At 39.7% G+C, this 20843-nt stretch carries 12 protein-coding genes; 8 read left to right on the plus strand and 4 right to left on the minus strand.

The window, feature by feature from the left end:
- Window positions 1–5: 5 nt before the first annotated feature.
- Both hemC and PL8927_RS28650 read left to right on the plus strand, forming a co-directional pair.
- Entirely contained in the window at window positions 6–968 is a 963-nt protein-coding gene (gene hemC, locus PL8927_RS22530) for a hydroxymethylbilane synthase (RefSeq protein ID WP_083625706.1), read from the plus strand.
- A gap of 392 nt (window positions 969–1360) precedes the next feature.
- Window positions 1361–1828, plus strand: coding sequence for a helix-turn-helix domain-containing protein (locus PL8927_RS28650; RefSeq protein ID WP_083625707.1), 468 nt, complete (start codon window positions 1361–1363; stop codon window positions 1826–1828).
- A gap of 219 nt (window positions 1829–2047) precedes the next feature.
- Here the strand turns inward: PL8927_RS28650 and argZ are convergent, their stop codons facing one another.
- On the minus strand, window positions 2048–4165 hold the full coding sequence (gene argZ, locus PL8927_RS22540) for a bifunctional arginine dihydrolase/ornithine cyclodeaminase (RefSeq protein ID WP_083625855.1): 2118 nt from the start codon (window positions 4163–4165) through the stop codon (window positions 2048–2050).
- 358 nt (window positions 4166–4523) lie between these two features.
- Here argZ and PL8927_RS22545 point away from each other — a divergent pair, with 358 nt between their 5' ends.
- Window positions 4524–5612, plus strand: coding sequence for a hypothetical protein (locus tag PL8927_RS22545; protein ID WP_083625708.1), 1089 nt, complete (start codon window positions 4524–4526; stop codon window positions 5610–5612).
- Between the two features lie 525 nt (window positions 5613–6137).
- Here PL8927_RS22545 and tnpA read toward each other — a convergent pair.
- Window positions 6138–6557, minus strand: coding sequence for an IS200/IS605 family transposase (tnpA, locus tag PL8927_RS22550; RefSeq protein ID WP_083625709.1), 420 nt, complete (start codon window positions 6555–6557; stop codon window positions 6138–6140).
- 133 nt (window positions 6558–6690) lie between these two features.
- Here tnpA and PL8927_RS22555 point away from each other — a divergent pair, with 133 nt between their 5' ends.
- From PL8927_RS22555 to PL8927_RS22575, 5 genes are all read left to right on the plus strand, one after another.
- Window positions 6691–7005 (plus strand): hypothetical protein, encoded by a 315-nt coding sequence (locus tag PL8927_RS22555; protein WP_083625710.1) that lies wholly within the window; start codon window positions 6691–6693, stop codon window positions 7003–7005.
- Between the two features lie 642 nt (window positions 7006–7647).
- The gene (locus PL8927_RS22560; protein WP_083625711.1) at window positions 7648–11040 is read left to right on the plus strand and encodes an ATP-binding response regulator; all 3393 of its coding nucleotides are present in this window, start codon (window positions 7648–7650) and stop codon (window positions 11038–11040) included.
- Between the two features lie 171 nt (window positions 11041–11211).
- Window positions 11212–13038, plus strand: a complete 1827-nt coding sequence (locus PL8927_RS22565; RefSeq protein ID WP_156093293.1) for an alpha/beta hydrolase — start codon at window positions 11212–11214, stop codon at window positions 13036–13038.
- A gap of 46 nt (window positions 13039–13084) precedes the next feature.
- The gene (locus tag PL8927_RS22570) at window positions 13085–14740 is read left to right on the plus strand and encodes an alpha/beta hydrolase (protein WP_083625713.1); all 1656 of its coding nucleotides are present in this window, start codon (window positions 13085–13087) and stop codon (window positions 14738–14740) included.
- A 73-nt stretch (window positions 14741–14813) separates the two neighbouring features.
- Window positions 14814–16499 carry an alpha/beta hydrolase gene (locus PL8927_RS22575; RefSeq protein ID WP_083625714.1) on the plus strand — a complete coding sequence of 562 codons (1686 nt, stop codon included), beginning with the start codon at window positions 14814–14816 and terminating at the stop codon, window positions 16497–16499.
- Between the two features lie 231 nt (window positions 16500–16730).
- Here the strand turns inward: PL8927_RS22575 and PL8927_RS22580 are convergent, their stop codons facing one another.
- Together PL8927_RS22580 and PL8927_RS22585 are read right to left on the minus strand one after the other, a co-directional pair.
- Window positions 16731–17306 carry a Uma2 family endonuclease gene (locus PL8927_RS22580; RefSeq protein WP_083625715.1) on the minus strand — a complete coding sequence of 192 codons (576 nt, stop codon included), beginning with the start codon at window positions 17304–17306 and terminating at the stop codon, window positions 16731–16733.
- 284 nt (window positions 17307–17590) lie between these two features.
- Window positions 17591–20494, minus strand: a complete 2904-nt coding sequence (locus PL8927_RS22585) for a family 10 glycosylhydrolase (RefSeq protein WP_083625716.1) — start codon at window positions 20492–20494, stop codon at window positions 17591–17593.
- Window positions 20495–20843 lie beyond the last annotated feature (349 nt).

Genomic DNA, 20843 nt, shown 5'->3' on the forward strand with positions numbered 1-20843 from the left:
TTAGTATGTCTGTATCTGCCCCGACTCGTACCGTCCGTATTGCATCCCGCAAAAGCCAACTCGCCCTAGTACAAACCTATTGGGTGCAGGAAGAACTTCAGAAACGCTTCCCCGATATCACCTTTGAAGTGCAAACCATGTCCACCCAAGGCGATAACATCCTGGATGTCGCCCTGGCTAAAATTGGCGATAAGGGACTATTTACCAAAGAATTAGAACTAGGGATGCTTGACCGCAGCAGCGATATTGCGGTGCACTCCCTCAAAGACTTACCGACTCGACTCCCGGAAGGATTAATGTTAGGCTGTGTCTCGGAACGCGAAAATCCCGCCGATGCGCTAGTCGTTCATGAAAACCACAAAGATAAACAACTGGAAACCCTTCCACCGGGTGCTATTATTGGTACTTCTTCCCTGCGACGCCTGGCTCAACTCAGATATCATTATCCCCATTTAGAATTTAAAGATATACGCGGCAACCTGAATACTCGTCTACAAAAATTGGATAATGGAGAGTATGATGCGATTATTCTAGCGGTTGCGGGGTTAACTCGTTTGGGAATGAGCGATCGCATTCATCAAGTCATCGCTCCAGAAATTTCTCTCCACGCCGTCGGACAAGGCGCGTTAGGAATAGAATGTCGAGAAGGAGATACCGATATTCTCGATATTATTAAAGTCCTCGAACACACTCCCACCGCCCAAAGATGTTATGCTGAACGGGCATTTTTACGCGAGTTGGAAGGCGGTTGTCAAGTTCCTATTGGCGTGAATAGTGCTATTAATGGCGACCAACTCACCTTAACGGGAATGGTGGCGAGTCTGGATGGAAAACGCTTAATTAAAGATATTGTCACGGGAAATTCACTGGATGCGGAAGAGTTAGGTATTCAACTCGCCCATAAACTCAAAGATCAAGGTGCCCAAGAAATATTAAACGAAATTTTTGCTGAAATTCAGCGTAGTTAGTTGACAAACAGGTTAGGTGTTGATAACTTTGGGCGGGGTTACCCATGAGTGTCAACTTAAGCCGAAAACCCGTGATTACAGCCGAGATTAGATCCCCCTAAATCCCCCTTAAAAAGGGGGACTTAGGGGGATNGGTTTCTCGGAGGTGTTGGTGGGGGGTGGGGGTCAGAAACCGGGTTTTCTATGTTCGATCCTGATAATTGCGATTATTGCGGATATTGCGGATATTGCGTTTATAGCTAAGTAGTGTTATGATGATCGTCATATATAGCAAGTCTATTTAAGTTATACAAATCAAACCCATGTACCAAACTCTTACCCCGTAAGCATAGCTATGATACAAATGATTTAGATCTGCTATATATGATTACTTTTTAGTTTAAGTAAAAATTATGTTGAAAAATAAATCAAACTGTGTGCAACTGACTGCATATCAAGAAGAAAGACAATCTATTGAACAGTTAGAACATCTTCTTGAAGCTAGTAATTCACATCCTCGACTTGTTGCTAGTACCGGAGAAGAAATTTTATTACCTAAATCAGTTTATGTTGCATTACGTCAAGTGGTTCACGCAATGGTTTTAGGGCAGTCCATTACTATTTTTCACCAGGAGGAGGAAATGACGACACAACAAGCGGCTGACTTTTTAAATGTATCGCGTCCTTATTTAATTAAACTGCTTGAACAAGGAGAAGTTCCTCATATTAAGGTAGGTTCACATCGGCGAATTCGGTTCCAAGATATTGCCACTTATAAACAACAACGAGACACAAAACGTCGTCAACATCTTAATGAAGTGACTGCTTTTTTACAGGACGAAGGCTTCTATAATCAGCAAAGTTCTGAGCTAATGCTGTAGAAGTCGTGAGTTTAATTATGGTCATAAGTAGGTAGTTATAGATATTTTTTATCAAAATTGCGATCGCATTACCTTCAAATAATTTCCCAAAACTGATCCTGATAAAAAACACGGTTTCTGTCTTTATCTTTCCTTCATTTCTTCGTGTCTTTGGGGTTATTTATACACTTAAAACAATAGCAAAAGATTACCAGAAACCGGATTTTTTACCCCGATTAATTAACCCACTTGTACCATCCCGTATTTACTGGTTAATTTATCTAACTGATTGACTAACAAACTCAGGAATAGTCCCACGTCGGTAACAACCCCAATAGACTCCACAGAGCCGCGATCGCTAAGTTTAGTCACCACCGCCGGGTTAATATCCACACAAACCATCTTCACCCCGGAAGGCGTCATATTACCAACCCCAATGGAATGTAGCATCGAGGACAACATCAGAATCATATCAGCGCCCTGCAACAGTTCCGCATAATGTTCTTGGGCCTTAATTAAGTCCATTTGCGTATCCGGTAGGGGGCCATCATCTCGAATCGAACCCGCCAAGGAGAAGGGAATATTATGTTTAACGCATTCATACATCACCCCACTCTTGACCAAACCCTGTTCAACGGCGGCGGCAATACTCCCATAACGGCGAACACTGTTAATCACTTTAAGGTGATGGCGATGCCCTCCTTTAACGGCGATACCTTGTTTCATATCGACACCGAGGGAGGTTCCCATGATCGCTTGTTCCATATCGTGAACGGCGATCGCATTTCCCCCTAATAACGCCTGCACATAGCCTTGGCGGATCAGATGGGATAAATGTTGTGCCCCTCCGGTATGAATCACCACCGGGCCAGCCGTCACGACAACTTTACCGCCTCGATCCCGAATTTGGCGCAGTTCCCAGGCGACCTGTTCCACAATTAACTCAACCCGGCGTTCACTGGAAACCCCAGCAGACATAAAGCTGAATTCCTGGGGTGCATTCCGAGCTTCCCGTGATTCGGTTTTGCGGATGGTGCGAAGACCAACGACATCCACAACCACCCGTTCTCCGAGTTTTAAATCCCGCAGAATCTTACATTGGGCGACTAGACCGTTGGGGGTTTCGGAAATGGCGATCGCACCGTCCATGCGTTGATTTTGTACGGTGATCCATTCTCCATTGACCCGAACTTCCGTGGGGTAAATCGTGGAGACGTAGAAATCATCAGGGCCAACACCATCTTGTTCAACAGGTTGTAAGCGGGCGTCGCGTTGGTCTTCTTCTAAGGACACCACGCCAATATCAATTAATTGGCTAATAATTTCTTCCATCACCTCATGGGAAGGAGCCGAAATTTTAATCTCGGCTTTCGAGGTGCTTTGGCGTTGTTCCCCTAAATTGAAGTTAAGGACTTTGAAACTCCCCCCGCCTTCAACCACTAAATCTAAGGCGCGGTTAATTAACCCAGCGTCTAATAAATGTCCTTCCATCAGGACGGTGTGGCTTTCAACTTTAACCACCGCATGACGATCGACAATCACGGGTTCAGTGACGCGCAGGGTTAAACATTTGGCAGCTCCGCCTGCTTTTAAAAACTCAGTTAAGGGAGTTTCTAGGACAGTAAAACCAGATTCTTCAAGTCTGGCTTTTAGGTTTTCGCTAACTTTATTCATAATCACCCTCTGATTGATATTGACGGTGTTACAAGCAAAGTTAACGGCGTCGGGTTCTTCTACAATAATCCGTTTTTCGGGAGGAATTCGCAGTTCAATTAAGCGATTTGAATAGGAATCAAAAGCGGGAGGATAATACATTAAATACCCGCCTTTTAAGGGACAGAAACAGGTATCCAGATGATAAAAACGTTCATCCATTAACCGCAAAGATAGGACTTCAATATCCAGCCATTCGGCAATTAGGGGGTGAGAATCGAGTTCAGACCGGAAGCCATATCCCGCCCATAAATAGCGTCCTTCCCGGTCAAATAAAGCATCTCCAGCACCTTCAAAGGGGAGGTCTTTCGGGAGTTCGTGAACGGTAAATCCTTGACTTTCAAACCAGGTTTTGAAATAGGGTTCTTCCCCCTGACGTTCTTTATGATAAAAACGACTAAGAACGACGGTTTTATCGAGCACTAACCCGGCGTTGGCGGTAAATACCATATCCGGCCAACCTTTGGCGGGCGTTACTAAGTCAACAATGGCGTGTTCTTTGATAAGATGGTACAAATTTTGCCATTGGTCTCTAGCCTTGTCAAAGGAGGATTTGTGGATATTCCCCTCCATCCAAGGATTGATTACATAGTCCACGTCATAGTGGTCTGGAGAACACATCAGAAAGCGAATTGATTCTGTCATTTTAGATAAAATAGGGTAGACGCTACGGTTTTCTACCGATAAGAGATTTGAGTCACTACAAAATCCCACTTCTACGGTTGAGAAGGGGGTTTTGGTTCTATAAAAAGCCAACTGTTAATTATATCATCCGAATGTGGACAAGCCTTGCGATTCAATGTGAGGAAAACTTGACATGAACTCATGTATCACATTGATTTCTGTTTAATCGGTTTGAAAAAAAGTGGTTTCATTTTCTTGAGTCCGTAGTAAAATAAAATTTTATACCGCTACCCACGATTTTTTTTGTTCAAAGTACGACTCAACGCTTAGAGGTTGGGAACAGTTTTGTATACCCAGACAATTTTAAGAGGATTAAATGATGTCTTCAGATAATTTAGCAATTTTTCAAATGACAACTTGTTCTCTGAATCATGAGGAGAAAACAGGTAAGGTTTTAGCGATCGCAACCTATGGAGATAGACGAAAAATTGTCTGTTTTCAAGTTGATAGTATGGATCAAGGTCAATGGCTTCCTGCGACTGCGTTATTAGATTTTGTTGATGAACCCGTTTCTCTGACAAAAACAGAAATTGAAGCAGAAGTTAAGGAAGATATTAATAAATTAGGTCAGTTTTTGGCAGATCTCAAAAAAATTCTAGATAAAGCTACTGAAGACATTCAATGGACTCTAGAACAAGCCAAAAAAACAGTAGAAGAAAGCTTTAAAGTATCAAGTAAAGCGGTTGGGTATACAACTCAACAAATTACCAATATCCTTAATGAAATCACTAAAACATCAGAACAATTTGTTAAACAATTACTGCAACAAATCATTAACTATTGGAATGAATATTGGAAAGAAAGGATTTTAGAGTGTATTTTGAGTATGGATCTAGCGGAAAAAGCACTTACTATTATTAGTAAAGTCAAGAAAAATAATCCGAATTTTTCAAGTAGCAAAATAGCTCAAAATGCCATCTATGAAAAACTTTTGTATTCTTTAATTATTGGTATGGGTAGTGCAGTCCCAGGATCTACCCTAGTTGTAGACTTAAGTTTTACGACACCCTTATTAATTCAAATGGTTTATGAAATTGCTTATGCTTATGAGCAAGATATTAAATCCTCTGAATCAATACAGGAGATTGTAGCAATTTTAGGTTTAACTTTGACCGTTGATAATTTACCCAAAATGGGTTTAGGATTTTTACTCAAACATACTCCGATCGCAAGTTGGGCAATTAATCCAATAATTAATGCAACCCTATTTTTAGGGGTTGGATATGCAGCTTGTCAGTATTATGAAGTGAAATTAACTGGTAAAGATCCTCTTTCACAAGAAACTTATCAAGAGTTAATTGCTGAAGTTAATAGCTATTTTGATCAATTAATTACCGAAGGTAAGAAAGTTCAAGAAATAGTCAATCAAGCAATTGCTTTAAAAGATAAGTTACCAGCAGCAACTTAAGAATAATCGAGGTTGATTTACTTGAAATAAGAAAATTAACCTCAATTTTAGTTTGTTGCCCTGAAATAAATTTCGGGCTAAAAGCTCAAACCATCTAAAGATGGTTAAAAATTCCCAAAATAACCCGTTTTAACGGGTTTAAGCTCTAAGCCGGAAATTGATTTCACGGCTCTATCTGGATGGGAAAGGTTGAGCTTTTAACTTAACCCGCTCAAAATCTGAGTTACCCTGAAATAAATTTCGGGCTAAAAGCTCAAACTATCTAAAGATAGTTAAAAATTCCAAAAAATAACCCGTTAAAACGGGTTTAAGCTCTAAGCCGGAAATTGATTTCACGGCTATATTTGGATGGAGCAGATTGAGCTTTTAACTTAACCTGCTCCCAATCTGAGAGTTGCCCTGAAATAAATTTCGGGCTAAAAGCTCAAACTATCTAAAGATAGTTAAAAATTCCCCAAATAACCCGTTAAAACGGGTTTAAGCTCTAAGCCGGAAATTGATTTCACGGCTCAGAGCTTAAAGCATCTAATCCTTGTCTTGATAATCTGGTTCTAAACCCAAAATTGTAGTCCCATAAGAATGATGTTCTTTTTGATTATTCACATAAGCCTTTGCATCTTCCAATTGCTTACCTCCTAATGTCAAAACCCCATACCCATGTTGCCAACTAAACCCTAACCCCGAAGTTGAAGGCGTATGATTCAAATGATAAGCACTACTCCCTTTAATCGTTTTGACAAATTCAGAAACCGATAATTTTGGTGGAATAGAAACTACAAGATGAATGTGATCCTCCACACCCCCAATTGCATGAACAATACACCCCAGATAATCGGCTTTACCGATCATATAACCATAAAGTTCTGATTCTCGATCAGCCGTTATCAAAGGTTGTCGATTTTCTGTTGCCCAAACTAAATGATAATAGGTACGCCAAAACGCCATATCAAATCCATCAATACCGTCTTCTCAGAATACAGCTAATTTTTAAAATAGTGAAGAAGTTGGGTTTCCTTCCTCAACACAACCTAAAATTTATGTTAAAATTGTTTAAACGTCTTTAAACTATAAATAGCTTATGAAAAATCCCAGTAAGATTTTAAATCAGTTAAAAATTTTAAAAGCACTCTATAGCCAAGAAAATCAAAATGAACTTATTGAACGTTACTTAGATGAAATTATCACCCATGAAATTAATATTGCTCAACAACAGATAGCCGAAATTGAAACGGATTTAAAACAATTTGAATATCAATATCAAATGTCATCAAAAGATTTTTATCGGCGATTCAAAAGGGGAGAATTAGGTGATGACATAGATTTTGTAGAGTGGAGTGCTTTTTATCAAATGTGGTGTTCTGCTCAGAAACGCTTAAAACTTATACAACCTTAGCCAAAATGATAATTTCAGAACAGTATATTAATGACTATTATCGAAGTGATTGATCAGATAGCGTTAGAGATTAATAATATTTCTGATTTGAGTTAAAAACAAAAAAACCCGAATTTGAGACAGAAATCCCTGTTAAAATAATTGGCTGAAATTCTAACTTAATGCAGATGACAGTAAGGTCTATCTGTGTATCAATTCCTGAGTGATAATTTCAGCGTATGGTTTCATCAGAAGATAGAACATTTTCCCACCCTGACAACAACTCTCCTGACTATTTTAGAAACGAACTGATGAACTGAATACAAGTCAATTACCGGGATTCAATAGTTGATCACAAGCACTAGAGGAAAGCAAGAAAGAGTTTTCATTCCTTTAAGCTTGTTTAGGAAATCGTTAAATTCTGGAAAAGTTAACGCTTCTCCATCACAATAGAAATATTGATAGCCATATTAAATGATGACCGTTTACTCTCTGAGTGTGATGTGAGGGCAAGGAAATCACGGCAAATTTGCATATCCGGTGGAATGACCCAGACAGATAAATGTACTGTTCACACACAGCTTAGGGATTTATCCGTTTCCTGTAGGGAGTTTACACCCAGACGCTGTAAGTAGATGATCTCATCTGGAGGATTTACGTTTTATGTCTCCCCAAGCTGACCTCCAAACCTTTATTCAGGTCGTACCTGTTTGTCGCCATGATGCTCCCCTAGAGGCGTTACGGTTTATTTTTGCTCAGGGTAACTGTGAACTGGTCGTGATTGTCAACGCCCAAAATCATCCCTTGGGAATGATTTCTCTGCATCGGTTCCTTCCCCATCTCCTCAATCGTGTCAATACGTTCTCCCATTTTGTCCAACCTGCGAACCCCGCAGAACATCCAGAAGTCCCCAACACCGAACCCTCACTCCCCGATGTGTTTTCTGCCTTAATCGAGCCTCTGATTGGAGTTCCATCCCATTTAAGCCTAGAAGAATTTTGGCTGTATTTGCAATATCAGAGTTTCCATCCTGTGATCGAAAATCCTCAACATCAAAGTGTACCCCTAGCTTTAGTGAATCAGAGGGGAGAATTTATTGGGTTAATCAATAGTTTACAGGTGTTGGGATATTTAGCGAAACATCCTCAACGGTTTACCCAAGTTCAACAACCTAGACCTTCCCCTCTAGGTAATTCTGACTTCAATGCAGAACCCCAAGAACGCTTAGACCGTTCATCGGCGGGAAATTTTCCCATGTCTGAGCGTTTAATTCGGTTTTTGGATGAACTACCGATTCCGTTAATGATTCAAGGCGATGATGGCAGTATCATGGGTCAAAATTTAGCATGGCGATCGCTAATTGGCCGAGGATCAGAATTAGTGCAGGAAGTTGCTGAATCTGTAACCCGTTGGTCTGAAACAACGGCGTTTTTCCCTGCTGAAAAATCCCCGACTCCGCCCTTAGAAACCTCTGTAGATTCTGGATTTTCGACCAGCCGTTTAACAAATATTTCTCAACCTTTAACCTCGAATACACCCTCCTTACAAATGCCGAATTGGTGTCAATTAGGCAGTCAACCCGATACTTATATTTGTATTTGTCCCATCAGCCACAATCAAGAACGGGTTTGGCAATTTACCCGTCAACGGTTAAACCCGGAATGGGAGATGGCTTTATGTTTAGCCAATGGCGAAAATGACCTGTGGTTAGTATTAGCTCAAGACATTACAGAACAGCATCGAGTCGCCCAAGAACTAACAGCAAAAAATACCGATTTAATTCAACTTAATCGTCTCAAAGATGAGTTTATGGCTTGTATTAGTCATGAATTAAAAACGCCCCTTACCGCAGTTTTAGGCCTATCAAGTTTGTTAAAAGATCAAGCATTAGGAGAACTCAACGAAAGACAAGCCCGTTATGCCCAACTCATTCATAAAAGTGGTCGTCATCTGATGCTCGTAGTTAACGATATTTTGGATTTAACCCGAATAGAAACCGGACAGCTAGAATTAGTCTCGGAACCTTTACAAATTCAGGCAGTTTGTGAACGAGCTTTTGAAATGACACTTCAACAATATCAAAGCCAAGATAAATCCGATATCAAACTCCAAGCGGAAATCCTAGCCCAAACCAAAGGTCGATTTACCTTAGAGATTGAACCCGGTTTAGAAACATTAGTAGCTGATGAACTCCGTTTACGACAAATGCTAGTCAATTTGTTATGTAATGCCCTGAAATTTACCCCCGATGGCAGTGAATTTGGTTTAAAAGTTGGTCAATGGGAAAACTGGATTGCTTTTACCGTTTGGGATCAAGGAATTGGGATTCCTGATGATAAACAACATCTGATTTTTCAAAAATTTCAACAACTGGAAAGTCCCTTAACTCGTAAATTTGAAGGCACAGGATTAGGGTTAGTTTTAACTCAACGTTTAGCACGACTTCATGGGGGAGATGTTAGCTTTATTTCTAAACTCGATAAAGGCAGTCAATTTACCTTATTATTACCGCCCAGTCCCCCCCGTTGCAATTGGGAATTAGGCAATAAGATCAGTAGTGAAGAAACAGGATTTTCGTCTTCTGCTCATTCAACTTTCCCTCAACAATCTCGTTTAGTATTAGTTGCAGAAACCGTTCCCCATTTTATTCAAACCTTGAGTGAACAACTCACCCATTTAGGTTATCGGGTCGTGATTGCCCGTTCAGGAACAGAAGCGGTTGAAAAAGCCCGGCGCCTACAACCAAGAGTGATTTTGCTCAATCCTTTAATTCCTTTATTGTCCGGTTGGGATGTGTTAACCCTATTAAAAACCGATGTTCAAACCCATCAAATTCCGGTAATTGTTACTGCAACTTTAGGGGATAAACAACGGGCAATAGTGAATCATTGTGATGGCTTTCTCAATCTTCCGGTTCAAGGTTCAGAGTTAGAAAAATTGCTAGGGGAATTGTTACCAGAAGTTTCATCTTCTGTTCCTCAACCGTTAATGATTCTTTGGTTAAGTTTATCGGGAGATCAACATAACTTAAGTTCAACAGAAACACTAGGAAATAAAAACTCAATTTATCATTCAGCTTTATTTTTATCTCAGTTTTCCCATTGTCGAATTTTAGAAGCGGATGATATTAATCAAGCCGCCCTGATTGCTCGAATTTGGCATCCAAATGTGATCGTTTTAGAACGAGATACAGCCGTTAAAAATCCGTTGAATCTGCTGAATGAAATTAGTCTTCAAGAAAGTTTAGCCCATTTACCCATTGTCACCCTAGACCCTGTAACCACTCAAGTTGCTAATCAAGTTAAAAACTTATCAATTTTTCCCTGTTTAGCGAGTCCGTCTGAAGACTCCACAAAGAGTAAAATCTTTTCTCTCTCCATGAGTTCAGCTTTATTAGAAGTGATCCAAATTGCCACTCGTTTAAGTTGGAAACCGAGTATTTTAGTTGTGGATTCTTCTGTTTTACCGCAACAACAATTAGGTAATCGTTTAAAAACTAATCACCGAAATTCAAAACCAACATTTAAGCCCAAAGTAACAACCTCATCTTCCCAGATAAACTATTCCACTTCTATCAAGCCTTCAACGGTTAATTCTGACAATCTTGATTCCTCTTATAATACTAATCTGAAAATTGAGCAAGCCTTAGTTCAATATATTGAAATTGCTGGATTTCGCAGTATTATGGGCAAAGGTTGGGAAGAAATTCTTCAGAAAATTCAATGCAAAAGTTTGGATTTAATGTTAATTTGTTTTGAAGAAAAATCTTTTACTAATCTGGTTGAAGCCTTATCCGTTTTAGAAAAAATGGAAGCCAAAATCCCGGTGATTATTTTAGTAAAATCGGAGGTAAAGTTCAAAGGTAAAGCTGTAGAAAAAAAACGTAAACTTAAATCCTCATCTCCTGTTGAATTACAGGATTGTATTGGGGATAAAATCGCTATTCATCTCCAAAACTTTACCGCTAGTTTTCCCGTTAAAGTGTTACCCTTTAATCTCTCAGTAGAGTCTCTTTTAGAAGAAATTAAAATTCTATTAACTCACCTTCAACCTTAGAAACCAAAGGATTACAGTTGTAGAGACCGATCATGGCGCGTCTCTACTAAATCCTGTTCCCTATTCCCTATTCCCTATTCCCTATTCTAAGAGTGCGTAGCCCTATAGAGTTTAAATTCGTAACAGTTTAATCCCTAATTTCACCCATCAACTTTAGTATCTGTTAACATTGTGATTAAATCATTGGGGCGCATTTTACAACAAAGTTATTTAGAAGACTTAAACCCGTATTCCGAAAAAATTGATCCCACTATGAATCAACCCTTATTTCCGATGAAACCCCAATTTAACTTAACATCAAATCTTCTGTTCAATCAACGTAGAATTATATCCCTACTCGGTGGAGTTTTCGCCCTAGCTATGACTTCCTTTCCAGTTCAAGCCGCTGAGAAGGTGTCTTTAGCCTTTGGACAAGCTAAAATATCCGTATCGGTAAAAGCCTTAGAAACCTATGCCAAATCAGGAACTATTGAGCCGGAATTAAAAAGTTTTTTACTCTTATTAAATTCCGAAGATCAACAGCAATTTAAAAATGTGTTGCTTGACAAACATCAAATAGACTCCGTGATGGTTTCTCAATTTTTAAACTCCCCCACAGGTGCGTTATTTCTAAATAAACTCGGAGATATTATTGAATCGGAAACCGATTCGCTAAATTTATCAACCGTTGAAAATGGTTCTCAAGCAATTAAAATTGCTTTAATCAGAGCGAATCAAGATGCAGAAGGAATTACCTTACTGAATATTTTACGTCAATTTCCTAGCCCAGAAATTCAACTGAATACCCAAAAAATATTTCAACTGCGAGAACAACTCAATACCCAAGTTCAACAAACAAATTCTGTGATTACAGAAATTGTAAAATTATCATTAGAAGAATCAACCTTATCCCCTACCGTTAATTTTAGTAAAAAACCGGATTTGAGGCAGGTTGGTGATTTTGATGTTACCCAGAAAACCTTAACTTTAACTGACCCCAAACGTCAGCGAAAATTAACGGTAGATCTTTATATTCCCACCCCACTCAGTACCGTAAAACGGGGAAAAACTAATGCAATTCCCGTGATTATTATTTCCCATGGATTAGCTGCTAATCGCACAAATTACAGTTATTTAGGTCAACATTTAGCCTCACAAGGATTTTTTGTTGTCCTCCCTCAACATCCAGGAAGTGATACCAATCAACTCCAAGCTTGGCTATCCGGTCAAGCATCCGATGGATTTCAAGTCAGCGAATTTATTGACCGACCCCTAGATATTCACTTTTTACTTGATGAATTAGAACACCTGAATACAATGGAATTTCAGGGTCAATTAAACCTTAAAAAAGTAGGGGTAGCAGGGCATTCTTTTGGCGCTTATACCGCCTTAGCCTTAGCCGGAGCAGAACTAGATTTTAATAACTTAAAAAAAGAATGTACCTCGACGTTTAATTCCGTTAATTTAGCTCAAATCTTTCAATGTCGAGCTTTGGAATTACCTCAAGAAAAATATCAGTTTAGAGATCAACGAGTTCAAGCAATTTTTATCATCAATCCAGTTAATAATAGCATTTTTGGACAACAGAGTTTAAGCAAAATTCAGATTCCGGTATTCTGGAAAACCAGTGGTAAAGATAACGTTGCTCCTGTTGCGTGGGAACAAGTTCGATCCTATACTTGGTTAACAACACCCAATAAATATTTTCTTTTAGCAGAAGGTGATCACCATATTTATCTTAATTTAACCGCCATGAATCAAAGCGTTAGTGCCTCTTTAAAAGAAATTGTAGCCCCAGTTCCCGAACCTGTAAATGACTATATTCGTGCCTTTAGTCTGGCTTTTTTTGAGGTTTATATTGATCAAGATTCCACCTATCAGCCCTACTTACAAGCTACCTATGCTAAAACAATTAGTCAAGAAGCCTATCCCCTGAGTTTAGTACGTTCTCTCTCCTTAGACCAATTTCTTCAAGCGGTAAAACACGTTAAAACGCCAGGAAATTCACACAATAATTAAAGGTTAAATTGTCAATATAAACATTTTATTAATAGGTAAGTCCTCTATGCGATGGTTATCATCTTTTGCCTTAACAATAGCGTCTATCCTCTTGGCTAATCTCCCCGGAGTGGCAGCAGAATCTATTGTTTTCCCCTTGGGAAAAACCCATATTTCTATATCCCTTGATTCCTTAGAAAATTATGCCAACCAAGGCACAATTAACCCGAAAGATCCCTTGGCTACCTATCTAAAATTATTGAGTCCTGAGCAACAACAAAGTTTACGACAACTCTTACAAATCCATTATACCCATCAAGACATTTCTACTGAACAATTTTTCAATTCCCCCTTAATTCTGGCATTTTTAACCCCTCTCGGAAATATCATTCAAACTCAGTCTGAAGAAAATGGAGCCGATGCGATTCGGACTGCTCTAGTTGAAGTTTCTAATACACCCAATGGTTTTACTGTTTTAGAGGTTATACGTCAGTTTCCAAGTCCAGAAATTCGCTTAAATATGGAAAAAACCTTAGAAGTTTTAACGAAAGTTTTTGCCTTTATTCGACAAACCTATGGGGTAACACAATCTTTAGAAGCTTTATCGAAAATAGAAGCCGAAAAAGCTGATTTTACTGATTTTAGTAAAATCCCTGATTTACGACAAGCCGGAATATTTAAGATCAATAAAAAAACAATAACTGTTAATAATCCTCACAATAATCGTCAGTTTGATGTTGATCTTTATTTACCAGAAATTCCCCCGAATTCCCCTAAAAGTTCGGCTGTATTATCCTTTCCTGTGATCATTATTTCTCATGGATTAATTTCTGATCGCTCCCGCTTTCAAAGTTTAGCTCAACATCTTACTTCCTCTGGTTTTGCGGTTGCTGTTCCCCAACATCCAGGGAGTGATTACCAACAATTACAATCCTTACTTCAAGGAGAAGTTAAGGATTTATTTGAGCCCGAACAATTTATTGATCGACCCAGAGATATTACCGAACTTCTCAATCAATTAGAAAAACTTAATATCAGTGAATTTAACCATCAATTAGACCTACAAAATGTTGGCGTATTGGGTCATTCTTTAGGGGGATATACGGCTCTGACTTTAGCGGGAGCTACCCTCGATTTTACCCAACTCAAAACCGACTGTCAACAACAAGATATTCCCTTAAATCTCTCCATCTTTCTTCAGTGTCGAGCATTAGAACTTCCCCCAGAAAATTATCGCCTACAAGACCCTAGAGTCAAAGCTATTTTTATATTAAATCCTGTCAATAGTAGTATTTTAGGAAAATCAGGTTTAAGTCGGATTCAAGTTCCTGTTTTCATTTCAGCAAGTACAGCAGATTTTTTAGCTCCGGCTATATTAGAGCAGTTAAAATCCTTTACTTGGTTAACAACTTCTCATAAATATTTACTTCTCCAAAATCACGCCAATCATTTTTATGATATTACCGAACAAAACTCTTCTAAAATATCAGGAATTTCTGAATTTATTACCCCAGTATCAGAGATTACTAGACATTATATTAAAGCGTTTAGTACGGCATTCTTTAAAACCTATTTAACTCAAGATTCTGAATATAAACCCTATCTTAATGCGGCTTATGCTCAAAGTATTAGCGATCCAGCTTATCCCCTCAGCTTAATTCAATCTCTGACTCCTAACCAATTAACGAATGCCATCAATGGTGTAACCTCTGATCAAAAATAAAATTATTCAAAACAATTGACAAAACTTCGATTTTAAGGGTATTATATTTTAATAAATATTATCCAGCTATTCCATGTTAAAATTCTTAAAAAGTGGGGGTAATTATCAACCTCATAAACAGAATAAAACGATTCGCTCTATCTCTAATCCCTTTTTTGAATTTTGCTTAGGAATAGCATCAGTTTTAATCGCCACAACCCATTCAGCGATCGCTGCCGAAACAATTGCTATCCGGTATAATATTAGCAAAGCATTTATTTCCGTTAAAGACCTAGAAACCTTTGCAAAAACCGGAGATGTTTCCCCAATTTTATCAATTTATGGAAAAGCCTTAAAAGTTGAAGATGGCGAAAAACTACGTCAACTTTTACTAACTCCCATGACCGCCAGCCCTTGGAGTATTGAACAATTTAATAATACTCCAATGGGGATGACAATTTTAACTCGCTTTGGGAATTTCATCCAAACAGATAATGATCAAAAGGGTGTAAATGCGTTAAAATCTGCGATTAATCAAGCCTCTAATCTTCCGGGGGGTTTGACTTTACTGGGTGTTTTACAAAAATTTCCGGGTCAAACCCTAGAAATTGATGTCAACTTTGCTATTACAGCAATTCGAGATTTATCTCAAGTTATTTATGAAGATAAATCTGTGATCAATTGGATTAACCAACAGGCGAAAACACAAATCGATAATCCTGCTATTAATAACCGACCGACTCAGTTGAAAGATCCGGGTACAATTCAATGGAAAAAAGAAACATTTACTTATGAACATCCTCAACGAAATATATCTTCTCCCGTTGATGTTTATATCCCCCAAGTTTCTACTTCCACCCCCGTGATTGTGATTTCTCATGGTTTAGGTTCCGACCGAACAACCTTTAAATATTTAGCAGAACATTTAGCCTCTCATGGGTATTTTGTTGCAGTTCCTGAACATTTAGAAACCAGTTCTACTGGGTTAGCTAATTTCTTAGCAGGGAATGCTCCTCCTCCGGGCCCAGAAGTTTTTATTAATCGCCCATTAGATATTACTTCTGTCCTCAATCTTTTAGAAAAAAAAGCAAAAAGTTCTGCTTTTCCCAGTGAATTACAGTTAAATAATGTCGGTGTTTTAGGTCAATCCTATGGCGGTTATACGGCTTTAGCGTTAGCGGGAGCAGGGTTTAATACCACGAAAATTAATCAGGAGTGTGAACAATCAGCCAACCGACAACTCACATTAAATATTTCAATATTACTGCAATGTCAAGCCACTTCTATTGCAAATAAAGGTTATGATCTTAAAGATGAACGAGTCAAAGCAATTATTGCGATTAATCCGATTACCAGTGTTGTTTTTGGTCAAGAAGGGATGAGTAAAATCCAAATTCCAGCCTTAATGATTGGCGGAAGTGATGATTATATAGCCCCCGCAGTTCCTGAACAAATTAATCCCTTTTCTTGGTTAACCAGCCTCAATAAATACTTGATATTATTAGATCGAGGAACCCATTTTTCCTTCTTAGAACCCGGAGAAGAATCCGTGCTTCCGGTGCCCCCTCAACTCATTGGCCCTGATCCCGAATTAGCTTTTCCCGTGTTGAAAGCGATCAGTCTGGTATTTTTTAATAGTTATATTCGCAATCAAACCGAATATTTACCCTATTTGAATGCAGGTTTTATTCAAGGAAATGAAACCACTCCTTTTAATTTAAGTATTGTTAATTCTTTAACTCAAGAGGAGATTCAATCAGCAATTAGTCAACACCGCTAATCATTCCTCGTCGGGTGCGTAGTCCCTATTGATTGAGGATTGCTGTCCAAATCCGTTGTATAAATGGCTTGAAACCCCATTCATCGTAGGGTGCGTAAGCGCAGCGCACGCACCATCTAACATGAAATTCAAAAATATTTGCTCTTGATGATTACATCATAATTCTATCAAAGAAATGGTGCGTGCGGCTTCGCCTTACGCACCCGACGCTCCTAATTCTTAATTCTCCTTTTATTCTGCTATTAAAACTTGCTCAACGGTTAAATTGAGGTCGGGGAATAGTTGACAAATAATTTGTTGTTGACCTGTAAAAACAGTATTCTGATAACTTCCATTCATCAAAAAATTAACAATAACTTGCTCTGTTAAAGGATCAATAATCCAATATTCACAAATCCCAAATTCAGCATATTCAGTCATCTTTTTAACATAATCTCGGTTTTCGTTATCTTCCCCTGGACTCACAACTTCTACTACTAATAAAGCCGGAACTTCCAGAATGGCTGATTTTTTAAACTGTCGTAACCGTCGCCAATCTTCTCCTTGAATAATAGCAATATCTGGTTGTCGGGAGCGACTTAATCTAGTTCGTATCCCCACATCTCCCTGTTTTACTTTTAAATCTAAATTCCGTCTTTGAATTTCCTGATAAAAACAGATAAACAAAAACCCGATAATATCAGAATGAATCGGACTCGCAGGTGTCATTGGAATTAACACCCCATCTTCAAGTTCATAACGATTATCTGTTCCGTCATCGTAGGTTAAATACTCCTCAAACGTTAACTTTACAGGGGTCTGAGTCATGTTGTCACCTCAACTTTCCAACGTCCGTTTTCTATTAACTTAATTAAACCGTAGGGTGCGTAAGCGGAGCGCACGCACCATCCCATCTAACTTAATTAAACCGTAGGGTGCGTAAGCAGAGCGCACGCACCATCTAACATCAAATCCAAAAATATTTGCTCTTGATCATTACATCATAATTCTATCAAAGAAATGGTGCGTGCGGCTTCGCCTTACGCACCCTACGCTCCTTCATTGCATCAAAGAAATGGTGCGTGCGGCTTCGCCTTACGCACCCTACAATTTTAATTTTTAATTCTTCTTTCTCCATAACGCAATAACATCTCAATACTCGCCAAACGATTTCCCCAACTCGAAACTTGATAGGGACGTTCTAAGGCTTGTAAACGCATAGAAATTTGGAATTGTTTTTGAAAGGTTGCTAACTTTTGTTGAGCTATTCCTAAAGTTTGAGGAGAGGGATTATCCTCTAATTGTTTTAAAGTTTGTGCTAAATCTTCCGCTTGGGTACTTAAGGCTTTTAGTTCCCCATCTCGAATCCAAAGCTGCTCATTGGCTAACAGAAAACTCCACTCTCGTTTTAACGCTAAATAGCGAGCCTGAGCCGATGCAAAAGGCTGTCGATAGGGAATTGGAGGTTGAGTTTTTGCAGAAGAATTTTGAGTCCGGCGAAAATAGTTTTGTAAATTATTACCAATGGTTTCAACGGCAAAAATTGAATAACCTCCGGTGGGTAAATCCCGTAAGGATTGTAATTGATCAATTGCTACAATTTCAGGAAGATTCAATAATTTAATCGCCGGACTAATTAACGCCGAACCTAACCGTTGTTGCTGGGTTAAAGGCTGAGTAATTCGTTGTAAACGATTGGTATCCATCGCATAAGTCATGGGAACAATTAAATCGACATAGCCTTGTTTTGCCCAAACTTCCCACTGTTGTTGAATTTTCAAAATCCTTTCCTGTTCAGGATGGGAAAACACCGCAACGGATAAAATTACATTCGGTTTTTGTTGCTTTAAAAATTGTGAAACTTCCGCGACAAAGGATGTGACTTGATTGGTTTTAAATTGTAACCATTGATTCCATAATTGATGATTTTTCGGCGTAATATTAACGGGGTCAACTCCTGTTAATTGTTGAAATTGTTCCCGTCCGGCTCTCCCATATCCATAGGTGTAATTTCCGCTTGGGTCTTGGAAGGGATAGCGAATATAATCTAACTGTAACCCATCCACATTATAGGCTGTAATTTCATTAATTAAACGCAGAATATAGGCTCTGGCTTCTCGGTTCGCTGGATCGAGATAAACTTTGCGATCGCGGCTATTTCTTAACTCGCCATAATTATTAATATTCACCCAATCAGGATGGGCTTGAATTACCGGACTTAAAAAACTACTGGGTTGTCCTAAAATTTCATTATGACGGTCATTTCCTACCGCAAATACCCAAATCCAAGCGTGTAATTCTATCCCCCGTTCATGGGCTAATTTCACCGCCGATTCTAAGGGGTTCCATCCTCGAATTAAGGGGTTTTGTTGAGGAGCAACACGACTAGGATAAATGGGATAACCTGCATTCAAAGTTTCAAAATAAACCGTATTAATTCCCGCCGCCGCTAACCGATCAAAGACTTGTGCTAGTCCGGCTTCACCGCCAGCTTTAACAATCGTTCCTCGGTCTAACCAAACCGCCCGAATTTCTGCTCCTAATCGTTCTCCTTCTGTGGGATAATGTTGCCATAATTGTTGACGAATTTCTAACCATTGCCGACGAGCTTCTGCCCAATTTTGCTGCGCGACTAATTGAGGAAAATCCTTAATCACTTGTCGAGCTTTCGTCATCATTTGATCTGATTGTTTGAAAATAGAACTGGTTAAACTTCCTCCAGATCCTGCCATTAATTGAGTAGAAGCTACCTGTAAATTAATCGGAACATTACCTGAATTAGAGGCAATTAAAGCATTCTCAAAACGTCCTAATAAATCGACTAATTCCTGACGCATTGCGATCGCCGTTAATTCCTCAATCGGTTCATTTCCGGGCTGTACAACTAACCCCGCCGGGGCTGTTTGTTCAGAAGGATCAATAAAACTATTGGGAATGGCGGGAGTATTCGGTAACGTCCGAGTCGCCGTTCTCGTTGGGACAGGGGGCGGTGTGGTTGTACGAGGGGCCGAAGGGGGTACTTGGGGAACTATTGGGGGTGCGACGGGACGGGACGCCGGGACAGTCGCTGCTTGCTGTAGCGTTGGTGTGATTGGTTGGGGCAGGTTTGTGGGGTTGGGACGGGTGGCTACTGGTGGCTCCGGTTTGGGGTTGGGACGGGTGGCTACTGGTGGCGGTGGTTTGGGGTTAGGACGGGTGGCTACTGGTGGCGGTGGTGGGGAAGTGGGAACCAGACGGGTAACAGGTGCGGGTGGCGGGACAACGGGAGAACTAGCGACGGGAATAGTCGAGGTTGCACCTAAACCATGACGACTGACGGCGGCTTGTAACCAAGCAATATCAACCTCCGTTGAGGATTGACTTCCCCAACGCCAGCCTAAATAGGTCGCTTTTTGGGTGGTAATGACGGCCGGAGAACTGCCACTGGCTTCCCAAATGCCTGCGGTATAACTTTCTAAGGTGGTGGGAATCAAAACCCCTCCTTCAACAGCGTTAGAATTTTGTTGAATTGGCCCCCAAGTGGTGAGGGTCGGGCAAAGGGTATCTCGACTGCGACAGCGATTTTTAGCAATTTGGGGTTTAGCGGGAACGTTGAGGGGAAAGGCCCAATAGGAACCTAAAATCGATCGCAACAGTTGACGAACTAACGGGGTAGACCGTTCTCCCACCGGGCCACTCGCAATCACCTGTCCCCCTTGTTTAGCCCAATCTTGTAGAACTTTGGCTTGTTCGGTTTTAATAACGGTTGTATTGGGTAGGAATAAAACTCGAATTCCTTGCAGATCAGCAACGGTTTTAATATTGTTTAAATCGATAGTTTGATAGGGAATTCGACTGGCTTTTAAGCGTTGTTCAATGCTATTCCATTCGGCGAGTTGTTCGGTATCACGAATTACCCCTAACGTCACGTTGGCTTGGCTGAGGGAGGTTAGGGGAATCGATAACTGTAAAATTGTACTGGCAAGGGTTCCCAGAAGAATCTGTTGGAAAAACGTTTGCGATCGCCGTTGAACCATTGGTTTCGATTAATTTTTTAGTGATTAAATAAACTGAAAGGCTGTATCATAAATAGACAGAATTGTCAAGTCTATTTTTCTAAGCTAAACCTTAAATTCTGCCTAGAAAAACCTGATTCCAATTCGATGCCCCTAAAATTGGATAAGCGCTAAACAAACCTTCACCATTTTACAAGGTATTCTGACATCAAGGAAGGGTGACTTAACAGGGGCGATCGCTTGTCGGGGTATTTACTGTTGAGAATAGCTCCTAACCCTGTCATTCTGAACACAGTGAAGAATCTCTTGCAGGAATGTAAGGAGAAATAGAGATTCTTCCTTACGCTGACGCTTCACTCAGAATGACAGT

Source organism: Planktothrix serta PCC 8927 (genome assembly GCF_900010725.2).
GTDB classification, from domain to species: domain Bacteria; phylum Cyanobacteriota; class Cyanobacteriia; order Cyanobacteriales; family Microcoleaceae; genus Planktothrix; species Planktothrix serta.